The organism is Mycolicibacterium sp. P4_G11, assembly GCF_056555145.1.
On sequence record NZ_JBFUJW010000015.1, the window covers coordinates 138,537 to 150,682 of the forward strand.

At 68.1% G+C, this 12,146-nt stretch carries 13 protein-coding genes; 4 read left to right on the forward strand and 9 right to left on the reverse strand.

Going from position 1 to position 12,146, the window contains the following annotated elements; translation table 11 throughout:
* Window positions 1–40: 40 nt before the first annotated feature.
* The gene (locus AC1U2B_RS27025; RefSeq protein WP_480219204.1) at window positions 41–835 is read right to left on the reverse strand and encodes an LmeA family phospholipid-binding protein; all 795 of its coding nucleotides are present in this window, start codon (window positions 833–835) and stop codon (window positions 41–43) included.
* Window positions 836–938: 103 nt separating this feature from the next.
* On the opposite strand from AC1U2B_RS27025, the gene AC1U2B_RS27030 reads away from it, so the two are divergent.
* Window positions 939–1,697 carry a class I SAM-dependent methyltransferase gene (locus tag AC1U2B_RS27030; RefSeq protein ID WP_480219244.1) on the forward strand — a complete coding sequence of 253 codons (759 nt, stop codon included), beginning with the start codon at window positions 939–941 and terminating at the stop codon, window positions 1,695–1,697.
* On the opposite strand, the gene AC1U2B_RS27035 is transcribed toward AC1U2B_RS27030, so the two are convergent.
* The 8 genes from AC1U2B_RS27035 to malQ all read right to left on the reverse strand — a co-directional run bounded on the left by AC1U2B_RS27035 (window position 1,694) and on the right by malQ (window position 9,602).
* Window positions 1,694–1,978: an NIPSNAP family protein gene (locus AC1U2B_RS27035; RefSeq protein ID WP_480219205.1), complete on the reverse strand. Its 285-nt coding sequence runs from the start codon at window positions 1,976–1,978 to the stop codon at window positions 1,694–1,696. The two genes, AC1U2B_RS27030 and AC1U2B_RS27035, sit on opposite strands and share 4 nt — an antisense overlap.
* Window positions 1,979–2,072: 94 nt before the next feature.
* A complete protein-coding gene (locus AC1U2B_RS27040) occupies window positions 2,073–2,540 on the reverse strand; it encodes a nuclear transport factor 2 family protein (RefSeq protein ID WP_480219206.1) in 468 nt (155 codons plus the stop codon).
* Window positions 2,531–3,418, reverse strand: a complete 888-nt coding sequence (locus tag AC1U2B_RS27045) for an LLM class F420-dependent oxidoreductase (protein WP_480219207.1) — start codon at window positions 3,416–3,418, stop codon at window positions 2,531–2,533. Before AC1U2B_RS27045 ends, AC1U2B_RS27040 begins: the two co-directional genes overlap by 10 nt.
* Window positions 3,418–4,749, reverse strand: coding sequence for a serine/threonine-protein kinase (locus tag AC1U2B_RS27050; protein ID WP_480219208.1), 1,332 nt, complete (start codon window positions 4,747–4,749; stop codon window positions 3,418–3,420). Before AC1U2B_RS27050 ends, AC1U2B_RS27045 begins: the two co-directional genes overlap by 1 nt.
* A gap of 31 nt (window positions 4,750–4,780) precedes the next feature.
* Window positions 4,781–5,842, reverse strand: coding sequence for a PDR/VanB family oxidoreductase (locus AC1U2B_RS27055; RefSeq protein WP_480219245.1), 1,062 nt, complete (start codon window positions 5,840–5,842; stop codon window positions 4,781–4,783).
* Between the two features lie 41 nt (window positions 5,843–5,883).
* Entirely contained in the window at window positions 5,884–6,783 is a 900-nt protein-coding gene (locus AC1U2B_RS27060) for a metal-dependent hydrolase (protein WP_071288355.1), read from the reverse strand.
* A 162-nt stretch (window positions 6,784–6,945) separates the two neighbouring features.
* Window positions 6,946–7,398 carry a hypothetical protein gene (locus AC1U2B_RS27065; RefSeq protein WP_071288356.1) on the reverse strand — a complete coding sequence of 151 codons (453 nt, stop codon included), beginning with the start codon at window positions 7,396–7,398 and terminating at the stop codon, window positions 6,946–6,948.
* A gap of 56 nt (window positions 7,399–7,454) precedes the next feature.
* Window positions 7,455–9,602 carry a 4-alpha-glucanotransferase gene (gene malQ, locus AC1U2B_RS27070; RefSeq protein WP_480219209.1) on the reverse strand — a complete coding sequence of 716 codons (2,148 nt, stop codon included), beginning with the start codon at window positions 9,600–9,602 and terminating at the stop codon, window positions 7,455–7,457.
* A gap of 124 nt (window positions 9,603–9,726) precedes the next feature.
* Here malQ and AC1U2B_RS27075 point away from each other — a divergent pair, with 124 nt between their 5' ends.
* The 3 genes from AC1U2B_RS27075 (at window position 9,727) to AC1U2B_RS27085 (ending at window position 12,121) form a co-directional block, all read left to right on the forward strand.
* Entirely contained in the window at window positions 9,727–10,596 is an 870-nt protein-coding gene (locus tag AC1U2B_RS27075; protein ID WP_480219246.1) for a sterol desaturase family protein, read from the forward strand.
* Window positions 10,597–10,757: 161 nt separating this feature from the next.
* Window positions 10,758–11,366: a LysM peptidoglycan-binding domain-containing protein gene (locus AC1U2B_RS27080; protein WP_480219210.1), complete on the forward strand. Its 609-nt coding sequence runs from the start codon at window positions 10,758–10,760 to the stop codon at window positions 11,364–11,366.
* A 77-nt stretch (window positions 11,367–11,443) separates the two neighbouring features.
* On the forward strand, window positions 11,444–12,121 hold the full coding sequence (locus tag AC1U2B_RS27085) for an Rv1815 family serine proteinase (protein WP_480219211.1): 678 nt from the start codon (window positions 11,444–11,446) through the stop codon (window positions 12,119–12,121).
* Window positions 12,122–12,146 lie beyond the last annotated feature (25 nt).

Genomic DNA, 12,146 nt, shown 5'->3' on the forward strand with positions numbered 1-12,146 from the left:
GACTGTAATGAACGACCGGCAGATCTTCAGCGCAGCGCGCTCAGCCGGGCCAGATGACGTCGAGGGGACGGCCCACCACACTCAGCTGGTTGATCAGCTCGTCGAGCACGGCGCGCGGTACGTCGAACTGCCATTGCGGCAGCGTCGCACTGACGCGCACGACACCCGGGCCGAGCTCCACCGAGGTCAGGGTGAGGCCATAGGGCAGCTCGGGCAGCCGGACCGGGTACGCCGGGGCGAGCCCGGGCACCGGAACCCGGGTGGAGCCCAGCGTCAGGCCGCGGGGCTTGAGCCACAGCGTGTTGCCGTGCAGCTGAGGATCCACCTCGACGAATCCGGACCGGAAGCGCGACAGCCGGATTCGGGCGACGCCGTCGTCGCCGATCTCGGTGCTGACGCGCGGTTCGGCGGCCCGGATGAGTTCATCGAGCGAACCGGACGGAATCTCGACCGTCAACTCCACCGGCGCGGCAGCCAGCATCGGCGGCACCGACGGCCGCACATGCAGGTTGTTCAGCTTCGCCGCGATCGAATTCAGTTCGGTACCAGCCCATTTCACCTTGTTGGCGGTGACGTTGACGGTGCCGATGTGGCCGACGGCGAAGATGCTGGCATCCCACCGCGAGTCGAACTCGGCCACGGTGAGGGCCAGGTCACTGGTGCTCAGCCGGACCGTGATCCGCCGCCCGATCACCAGCGGCCGCACCGTCAGCAGCGCGGTCCGGTACGCCGCGGCCGCCCCGGTGCTCATCGGCAGCACCGCAGCGGTCGACACCACCGAGGTGAACAGATCGAACGGTCGGAGCGGGTCCCACCGGCGCGGCGGACGCGTCATGGGCTCCAGCATGCCTGGCGCCGGTACCCGCGCACCAGTCGGCGTCGGTGAACAACCGGGAGCGGGCGCCCGGTAGCGTCGAGTCGTGGCTGAGTCTGATGAGCTGTACCGGCAACGCGACCGCGCTGATTCTTTCGGCGGCGCCGCCCGGTCATATGACCAACACCGGCCCCGGTATCCGGAGCCCATGCTCGACGAACTGGTCGGTGCGGGTTCGGTCCGGGTCCTCGACGTCGGCGCCGGGACCGGGATCGCGTCCCGCCAGCTGATCTCGCGCGGAGCGGAACTTGTTGCACTGGAACCAGATCCGAGGATGGCCGAGATCGCCGCCGAGCACGGGGTGCCGGTCGAGGTGGCCACATTCGAGGACTGGGACGACGCCGGCCGGACGTTCGACGTGGTCCTGTTCGCCCAGTCGTTCCACTGGGTCGACCCGGCGGCGGCGCTGCCGAAGATTCGCCGCCTGCTCGCCCCGGGCGGGAGGCTGGCACTGGCGTGGAACCGGCTGTTCCCGGTCCAGCCCTCGCGTGCGGACTTCGCGGAAGTGTACCGCGACTTCCTCGATGCCGCTTCGCCTTTGGTGACCGCGACACCCACCGGTGGGACGGGCTCGGGCATGGACAGCGACGACGTGGTGACAGACCTGGAGGCCGCCGGATTCGCGGTGCAGCAGCTGACCTACCAGCGCGGTGAGCAGTACAGCCGCGACCAGTGGCTGGATCTGGTGTTCACCTACTCCAACCACCTGGTGCTGCCCGCCGACCGGGCCGCCGAGTTGCGTGCCCGGCTGGGTGCGGTGATCGGCGACGGCGGGGTGCAGGTCGGCGGGGACACCCTGCTGATCGTCGCGCGGCCTGCTTAGAAGTTGACCTCGGTCAGAATCTCCGTGCGCGGCGTCCCGGCGAGTGCCGGCGACGCCTCTGGGGACTTCCACACCACCTCCATCAGGAACGTGCGGAACTGGAGCGCGGCGTCGGCGGTCGCGAAGTGCAGGTTCACCCAGACGTAGTTCGGGTCGGTGGCGGGCTGGTACACGTCAGCGCTGAGCACCCCGGCCTGTTCGCGGGCCGGCGCGAACTTGCGGAACGCCGTCAGCCACGTGCCGAGATCGGTGATGGAGTGCTCAATGTGCAGGATTGGCATCGGATGCTCCTGTGGGCCAGATCGTGCCGGTGGAACTACTTGGGGCTGAAGGGAAGACGCTGCCTACGAGTGTGGCATTCGGCGACGTGGCGGTCTAGATGCCCTGGTCCCGCAGCCGGCGCACGGGCCGGGTCTCGATGGCATTGAGAGTCAGGACGCGGCGTCGGATGCGCCAACCGCCATCGGTCTGGACATATTCGTCGTCGTACCGCAGGTGCCACACCAGATCGGTGACGTCCGTGGGGTCGGCGCCGCGGGTCCAGTGGTGAGCGACGCACGCGATGCGGCCGCGGGCGTGGTCCGTGGCGCCGGTGTAGACCTCGCCGACGATCTCGTGCTGGGTACGGGCGACGCCGGACAATGCGGCCATCGCGGCGCGCACGCCGTCGTGCCCGTGCTCGGGCCGTACCGGCTCCAATGACCCGGGTGGGTCAGGCAGGACCAATTCCGCTGTGCTGGTGAACAGTTCGACCACATCGTCGAAACGACGATCATCGACGGCGGCGGCGTAGCGATGCACCAGGTCCGCCAGATCCAGCCGATCGGCGACGGTCAGGGGCACGGCGTGAGCCCGAGTCGCTCGGCGCACGCCGACAACATGTCCTTGGCCTCGTCGATGTCGGTGACCGGCGGCATGGCCAACACGACACGGTCGGCGCCGAGGTCCGCGAGCCGGCCCGCGCGGTCGGCGTCGACCTTGGTCACCAGGTGCCCGAGAGAAAGTTCGAGGGCGTCGGGATCCCGGTCGGCCCGCTCGGCCGACTCCCGCATCAAGGCGATCAGCCCCGTCAGTTCCGCTCCGGCGACGCCCAGCGGCTGCAAGCCGTCGCCGCGTCGGCCGGCCCGGCGGGCCGCGGCCCGGCTGTGTCCGCCGATGTGGATCGGTATCGGCGACACCGGCTTGGGATAGCAAGCGGCATGGGCGAACTCGAAGAACTCACCCGAGTGGTCGGCGCCGTCCGGCTGGTCCGACCACAGCAGCCGCAGAATGTCGATCTGCTCGTCGGCTCGTCGGGCGCGCGCGTCGAATGGGGCCCCACAGGCTTCGATCTCCTCGCGCAGCCAGCCCATGCCGACAGCCAGGCGAATCCGTCCGCCGGACAACACATTCAGCGTGGCGACACGTTTGGCCAACACCACCGGATGGTGGTTGGGCAGCACCAGCACCCCGGTTGCCAGGCCCAACGTGCTGGTCTGCCCGGCGAGAAACGCCAGCAGGTCCAGCGGATCCGGGACCGCGCAGTCGGCCGGGATGTCGACCCGGCCCGATGCGTCGTACGGATACACGCTGGAGTATTCGGTCAGCAGTACCGTATGTTCCACGGCCACAAGGGATTCGAAGCCGCAGCTCTCCAAGTGCCGGGCGAACTGCGTCATCCAGACCGGGTCGGCGGTGACGCCCGCGGCCACCGGCGCGACCACGGCGAACTTGGGTGACATCAGCGCCTCCGCTCGCTACGGCGAATCTCTTCCCAGCACTGCAGCCGCGTCATGCCGGTCCGGGCCATGCATTCGCGGATCGGCGTTTCCTGTTCTGGCGCAGGCGCGTCGGTGGTGGTGGCGGTGGTCGTCGGTGTGGCGGTGGTGGTCTCGACCGTGACAGTGCTGGTGACAGTGGCCTCGGTCGGTGCGGCGGGAGATTCGGTGGGCGCGGGCGCCATTGTCGACGACGAGCTCGGCGCGGCTTCGGTGCTCGACGGCGTCGTGGTCGTCGGGGGAGCCGTGGTGGAGGTCGCGGCGGGGCGCGGCGGTGTCTGCTGCTCGTCCTTGGCGCGCGTGAATTCGACGGCTGCGAAGACCAGCGCGGCGATCAACAGCAGAGTCAGCACGACGGGCAGGATCAGCGACCGACGTGACCTCAGCAGGTTGGCCGGCTGCAGGATCTCGGTAGCGCCGGTCTGGGCAATCGGAGCCAGCGTGGTGGCATCGACGCCCGCCACGCCCAGTCCGTGCTGCAGGGCACGGGCGAAGTCGGTGCATTTGTCGAACCGGTCCTTGGGATCCTTCGCCAATGCCTTGGCGAACACCGGGTCCAAGGCCGCGAGATCGGGCCGGCGCTGCGAGAGCGCCGGCGGGGGAGTGCTGAGGTGCTTGCCGATGACCACCGCGGCATTGGAGTTCTCGAACGGTGGTGCGCCGGTGAAGAGCTGAAAGGCGGTGGCCGCCAGGGCATATTGGTCGGCGCGACCATCGATGGCGCTGCCCGTCAGCTGTTCCGGAGCGGCGTAGAACACCGTGCCGACCGTCATGTTCGTCGCCGTCAGCCCCGCGGAGTCGTCGGCGCACCGGGCAATACCGAAGTCTGCCAACTTGATTCGTTTGTTCGCCGGATCGGTATCACTGATCAGGATGTTGGCCGGCTTGACGTCGCGGTGCAGGAGGTCGTGCTGATGGGCGTAGTCGAGCGCGCGGCCCACCGCGCTGATGATCTCCGCCGCTTGATCGTCAGACACGCCGCCGCTGCTGCGGAGCAGACGGCTGACATCGGTGCCGTCCACGTACTCCATCGAGATCCACAACTGGCCGTCGAACTCGCCGCGGTCGTAGACGCCCACGATGTTCGGATGGGACAGCGCGGCAGTCAGATCGGCCTCGCGCAGGAACCGCTCGCGGAACTCCTGGTTGGTCGACGTCTCGGGCCGCAGCACCTTGACCGCATCCTGGCGGGGCAGCCGCGGGTGCTGGGCGACGTAGACCTCACCCATTCCGCCGGACCCCAGGCACCGGATGATGGTGTACCCGGCGAAGTCGGTTCCCTCGGCCATTGGCATTGGGGCATCGTAAACCGAGCCCGCTCGGCGGCTAGAGGTCCAGGGTCAGCGGGCCGTCGCCCTGGGCGCGGGACACACAGATCAGCGCCTGCCCGGCATCGCGTTCGGTCTCGGTCAGCAATCCGTCACGGTGGTCGACCGCACCCGCGAGCACCTTCACACGGCACGTGCCGCAGAAGCCCTGCTGACACGAATACGGTGCGTGCACACCGGCTTTGATCAGGGCTGTGAGCAAGGTTTCGTCAGCCGCGACGGCGACGGTCTGACCCGTCGAGGCGAGCTCGACCTTGAACTCATGGCCATCGGTCACCGGGGGTGCGGCGAAGCGTTCGAAGTGCAGCTCGATGTCGTCCGCCCCGACCAGCCGGGCGCGGATCGCGTTCAGCATGGGCGCCGGCCCGCAGGTGTAGACGGAGGTGCCAGGCCGGCAGTCACCCAGCAGGTCGTCGGCCGTCGGCAGGCCGTCGACGTCGTCGGTGCGGATCTGTACCCGGTCGCCGAACCGGGTCAGCTCGTCCAGGAACGGCAGGCTGTCGCGGCTGCGGCCGACGTACAGCATCGACCAGTCGATGCCGAACTGCTCGGCGCGCGCCAGCATGGGCAGGATCGGGGTGATGCCGATGCCGCCGGCGACGAACCGCAGCGTGCGGGTCGGCGACCCGAAGCCGGGCACCGCCAGCGGGAAGGCGTTGCGCGGGCCGTTGGTGGTGATCACGTCGCCGATGCCGAGCTGGTGCGCCTCGATCGAGCCACCGCCGCCATCGGGTATGCGCCGCACGGCAATTCGGTACGAGCCCTGCTCGTCGGGATCGCCGCACAGCGAGTACTGACGGACCAGACCGCTTGGCAGGTGGATGTCCAGATGCGAACCGGGGTGCCAGCGGGGCAGCTCGGTACCGTCGGCACTGACGAACGTCAACGCCACCACGTCCTGATCGTGCGCGACCACCTGGCGGTCGGCGATCCGCAACCGGATGGTGCGTTCGACGACCTCGGGTACCGGCGGCTTCCGCAGTCGCGTCGACACCCAGAACGTGCTGCTGACGACGGCGTCGGCCACCGTCACGAGCAGGTCGTGCGGCAACAGACCCATCACGCTGGGCGGCGCCAGACGTGACCGGAAGCGGCGCGTCCTCACAGGTGTGCGGCGCGGGCAGCGGGCGAGGCGGCCAGATACGCCACGGCCTGCGCGGTCGAGCCCATGTCTTCCGGGCTGTAGTTCGGCTTGAAGTACACCAGCGTCTGGGTGAGCAGCAGCTTCCGGTACTTCGGCAGGAGCCCCAGCTTGGAGTCGCGCATGCGCAGGCGCTGCGACTTCCACCAGCCGAGCTTGAGTTGCGGGTCGCTCTTGACCAGGAACCGCATGCCGCGCTGGAAGAACACGTACATCAGGACCGCCACCACGCTCATCGCGCGGATGCGGTCGAAGTAGCTGTTCCGGAAGTACATGGCGACCTCGTGGGCCACCGAACGGTGCTCCACTTCCTCGGCGCCGTGCCAGCGGAACAGGTCGACCATCACCGGGTCGGCGTCGTAGTTGTCCCAGGTGCAGTTCAAGACGAAGTCACCGAGGACCGCGGTGTAGTGCTCGACGGCCGCGATGAACCACAACCGTTCGATGAGGTTGTTCATCTTGCGGCGCGGGTCGGTCGTCTTGGCCGGCGCCAGGATTTCCTCGAAGACGAACTCGACCTGATCCAGCATCGGCGTGACGTTCATGCCGCTGCGCACCAGGTAGTCGTTCATGACGGTGTCGTGGGCCTCGGCGTGCATGGCCTCCTGGCCGATGAAGCCGCGGACGTCCTCGGCGAGCTTCGGATCCTTGATCAGCGGGAGCGCTTCGTTGAAGGTCTCGATGAACCAGCGCTCACCGGCCGGAAGCAGGATGTTCAACAGGTTCACCACGTGCGAGGCGACAGGGTGGCCGGGAATCCAGGACATCGGCTTGTCCGCGGTCTCGAAAGCCACGTTTCGGGCCTGGATTTGCACCGGACCCGGGTCGACCTCATGGGTGAAACGTTGTGGTCGCAGCATGGAACAGCTACCTCCGGATCCTCAAGCGTCGTTGCGAGTGGATTCAGTGTAAGCGTTTTATGTGGGAACGGCGGTACTGGGTTTTGCTGAAATACGCCGAAACGGCATTCCAGCAGTCAAAAACCGAGTGATGACCTGCTGGAATGCCGTTTCGGCGGAAAGTTACATACCGGGGATCGACATGCCCGGCTGCGGGCCGACAGGCGTCGCCTGCACCGTCGTCACACCGTTGGAGCCGACGTGCGGACCCTGCGGGGCGCCCGGAGCGCCCGCTGCGCCGCCACCGGAGGCGGGCGCACCGGCAGAGGCGTTCTCGACAGCCTTCGTGGTGCAGTTCAGCATCAAGATGACGCGGCCATGGCTGCCCATCTTCTCCTGATCGACGATGCACTGCGCCTGCGGCACGTCGCTGCCCACCGAGCCACCGAAGGTGGCCTTCACGCCCTGGCTCTTGAGAATCGACACAGCGCGCGCGTACGACTCACCCACCACGTTCATGGAGTTCGAGCCTCCAGGATCGGATGCGGCCACGGACGAGCCGAACACCGCGGTGGCACCTACCGCCACTGCACCTGCTGCCACGGCACCTGCCGTCAGCATCTTCAGCTTGTTCACCTGACCTCCTCGAGTACAGCGAAGATAGCGCAGATCACGGGGTGGAGAAACTCGAATCAACCCAATCCCGGTGTGACCGCGTCGCCCATCACCTGCGCCAACACCGCTGCGCGCGGGTCGGAAAACAGATCTTCGAGGAGGATTTTGCGGCCGTCGGGACCGGCGAGCGGCACCCGCCAGTTCGGATATTCGTCACTGGTGCCCGGCTGATTCTGGGTCCGCACGTCGCCGACGGCGTCGGGCAGGGCCAGCGCCAGCAGCCGCGACGGGGTGCGGGTCAGGTACCGGTACAGGGCCAGGACGGTCTGGTCGGCATCGATCGCGTCGGGGGCGTTCGGCGGCAGCAGCCCCGCCGCCCGCAGCACGTCCAGCCAGCGCTGCTGGTCGGCGTGATCGGCCGCGACCTCTTCTTTGTAAGGACGGGTCAGCAGACCGAGGTCGCGGCGCAGTCGCAGATGCGCGCCCGCCAGATAGCCGGCCGTCGGCGGCAGGTCGTGCGTGGTCACCGCCGACAGGCAGTACTCGCGCCAGCGCGGCGCGGGCAGCGGGCCGCCGTCCCGATCGGCTTCGAACCACAAGATCGACGTGCCCAGCAGGCCGCGGTCACGCAGGTAGTCGCGAACCCATGGCTCGACGGTGCCCAGATCCTCGCCGACCACCACCGTGCCGGCCCGGTGCGCCTCCAGCGCCAGGACGCCGATCATCGCCTCGTGGTCGTAATGGACATAGGTGCCGTCGACCGGCGTCGCGCCCTCGGGGATCCACCACAGCCGGAAGAGGCCGATGATGTGGTCGATGCGGACCCCGCCGGCGTGCCGCAGCACCGCCCGGACCACGGCGCGGAACGGCTCATAGGCTCGCTCGACGAGTTCGTCGGGGCGCCACGGCGGCTGGGACCAGTCCTGTCCGAGCTGATTGAACTCGTCCGGCGGCGCCCCGGCCGACACCCCGGTGGCCAGCACGTCCTGCAACGCCCAGGCGTCGGCGCCGCCCGGATGCACGCCCACCGCCAGATCATGGACGATGCCCAACGACATCCCGGCCTGGACCGTGGTGGCCTGCGCCGCGGTCAGCTGATCGTCGAGCTGCCATTGCAGCCAGCGGTGGAAATCGATACGGCTGTCGTGCTTTTCGGCGAAAGCCCGCACCGCGGGATGGTCGGGGTGCTGAAACTCCGCGGGCCAGTCGCGCCAGTCGGCGCCGTGCTTTTCGGCCAGCACGCACCACGTCGCGAAGTCGTCGAGCGTGCGGCCGGTGCGTCGTCGGTACCCGTCGTAGGCCACCGCGCGGCCGGCCGATCGGTTGGCTCGGTACACCTCTTTGAGCGCATTGCGCTTGGACTTCCAGGCCGCGTCCCGATCGATGAACTCGTTCTTGTCGGCCCGGGACTGGGCGTCGACCCGGGCCTTGCGCAGCGTCGCCGGCGTGCGGATCGCGGTGTACTCCGGGATGGCCTGCACCCGCAGATACAGCGGGTTGGCGAACTGGCGCGAGGTCGGCAGGTACGGCGACGGCTCCATCGGGGCCACCGGGCCCGCCGCGTGCAGGGGGTTGACCAGGATGAAATCCGCGTGGTGCCGGGTGGCAGACCAGACCGCCAGGTCCGTGAGGTCGGTGAGATCGCCTGTGCCCCAGGAGTTTTGCGAACGCACGCTGTAGAGCTGGGTGGCCATGCCCCAGGCCCGGCCGTTGCCCAGCCGGCTCGGCAGCGCCAAGGCGTCGGGGGTGACGATCAGGACGGCGTCGGCGTCCGCGACGGTGCCGGCCTGGACGTGCAGTCGGTGATAGCCCAGCGGGAGATCAGCGGGCAGCTCGAAAGTCGCCTCGCCGATCAAGCGGCCATCGAGATTGAACGGCGGCCGGTTGTTCTCCAGCTGGCGCAGCCCCGCCCGCACCGAACCGTCCTCCAATCGGATCCACACGCCGACGGGCGCGCCGTGGGTGACGTGCACCCAGAAGCTCGACGGCTGGCCCGACCGGGCGACGATCGTGGGGGACAAGGTGCGCTGCCAATACGCGCGTTCGTGATCGGCCAGGGCCGCCGCGCAGGCGTCGTCCGAGTCGGCCGGTATGCCCAGGGCACCGAGGACTGCAACCAGCGTCGCGGCGGCGACGGCGTGCTGCGCACCGCTCCAGTCGACGTACTCGGTGGCCACACCGTGGCGTCGGGCGAGCTCGACGAGCGACGCGGTGCGATCAGTCATGCGCGCCATCTTGCCGCGATTCGGAGCACCATGGGAGCTGAGGCGCGGACAGAACGTGGCGGGATACGCTGCGCACGGAGGTGTCGACGTGAGTTCCGATCTGCTGTCCGACGTGCTGCCGACCATGTTGCACGACCCGGTCTCGTACGCCATTCCGTTCTTCGTTGTCGCGCTGCTGCTGGAGTGGGGCGCGGCCCGCAAGCTCGCGTACGACGAACAGCAGCGGCCGCCGTCCGGCGCCTACCTGCGCGCCGATGCCTGGGCCAGCATCTGGATGGGTGCGGTATCGCTGTTCACCAGCGGAGTACTGAATTTCCTTGCGCTGGTCGGCTATGCGGCCCTCTATGTATATGTCGCGCCGTGGCACCTGCCCGGGAACGCCTGGTACACGTGGGTCATCGCGATCCTCGGCGTCGACCTGATCTACTACACGTACCACCGGATGGCGCATCGGGTGCGGCTGTTCTGGGCCACGCATCAGGCGCACCATTCCAGCGAGTATTTCAACCTGTCCACCGCGTTGCGGCAGAAATGGAACCCGTCCGGGGACCTGTTGATGAAGGCGGTGCTGCCGGCGCTCGGGGTGCCGCCGTGGATAGTGTTCGCCAGTTTCTCGGTGAATCTGGTGTACCAGTACTGGATTCACACCGAGCGCATCGGGAAGCTCTGGCGCCCAATCGAATACGTCTTCAACACGCCGTCGCACCATCGGGTGCACCACGGCCGGGACCAGCAGTACCTCGATAAGAACTACGGCGGGATTCTGATCATCTGGGACCGGATGTTCGGCAGCTTCACGCCCGAGACCGCGCGGCCGAACTACGGCTTGACCAAACCTGTTGGTACGTACGATATCTGGAAGTTGCAGACCCACGAGTACCTCACCATGGTGCGAGATGTGCGCGAGGCCAACGGATTCGGTGATCGGCTGGGCTATGTGTTCGGCCCGCCGGGGTGGCAGCCGACCGGTCCGGGGTCCGCTGCGGTTCGCTGACCTCGGCGTAAATGCTGTCAGCGCGCTGTGATTCCTCCGCGATAACTCATTGTTTGCGAACTGTTTTGATTTTTGCGAGCGCAAACCCTGACGTGTGGCGGAACCGTCGGTACTGTCGGTGAGCGACAGGGGTGAATCCAAACCAAAGGAGCTGGACTTTCATGGGTGACACACTTCAGAAGGGCGAGAAGCTCGAGGTCGGCCAGTCGCTGACGTCGAACAACGGTGCCTACCGTCTGGTCCTGCAGGACGACGGCAATCTGGTGCTGTACACGGGGGAGCAGTCTGTGTGGGCCACCGGCACCAACGGCCAGGGCGTCCAGCGTGCCGAGGTGCAGGACGACGGCAACTTCGTGCTGTACACGGCGGACAAGCCGGTGTGGGCCAGTGACACCAAGGGCGCGGACAACGTCCGGCTGGTGCTGCAGGACGACCGCAACCTGGTGCTGTACAGCGGCGACGACGCCAAGTGGTCGTCGGACACGCACACCGACGAGGTGCCCGCGGCGCCGGTCGAGGCTGCTCCCGAGCCGGTGGTGGTCGAGGCCGTTGCCGAGCCGGTCGCCGTCGAGGTCGTTGCCGAGCCCGAGCCCGCCCCGGCGCCCGMGGCGCCGGCGGCACGCACCTACACGGTGCAGTCGGGTGACACCCTCTGGGCCATCTCCGAGCAGTTCTACGGCGACGGCAGCCGTTACCCGGAGATTGCCAGTGCCAGCGGGATCGACAACCCGGACCTCATCCAGCCCGGTCAGCTCCTGACCATTCCCTGACCTGGACGGACCCTGGCGGGCCCGGACGTGCGGGGTAGGCTGGCGCGACGTCCGTCCCGAGGTGATGGGAGAAGGTCATGTTTGTGGGGGGTTTGCGGGCCGCGGTAATCGCGGCGGCCGCGGTGCCGATGTTCGCTGTCGGCGGCCCGACGCCGGTCGCGGCGGCGGATCCCGGAGTGCTGGTGTACCCGGGAATGGAGATCCACCAGGGCACCACGCGCTGCACGCTGGGCTATGTGGACCCGGCCGCGCGGACCGGCTACACCGCTGGTCACTGCCGGGGCAACGGCCCGGTGACCGACAAGGACGGCCGTTTCATCGGCACCATGATCACCTTCCGGGACAACACGCCCGACGGCGCCACGATCGCGACCGACCACCAGATCTCCGACTGGGAGTCCATCACCATCGCCGGCGACGTCATGGTCAACAACATCCTGCCGGGCGGGCGGATGCTGGTCACCGACCCCGCGGTGAATCCGCAGCGCGGCGCGCCGGTCTGCCACTTCGGCGTCGTCACCGGCGAGACCTGCGGCACCGTCGACGCGGTCAACAACGGCTGGTTCACCATGTCCAACGGCATCGTCAGCCAGAAGGGCGACTCGGGCGGCCCGGTGTACACGATCACCCCGGACAACCGGGCGGTGCTGGTGGGCGTCTTCAACAGCACCTGGGGACATTTCCCCGCGGCGGTCTCGTGGAGCGCGACCGACCAGCAGACCAATGATGCCGTCGTGCAGCAGGCCGGCGGCTAGCCGAAGGCCTGCCCTCCGTTGATCG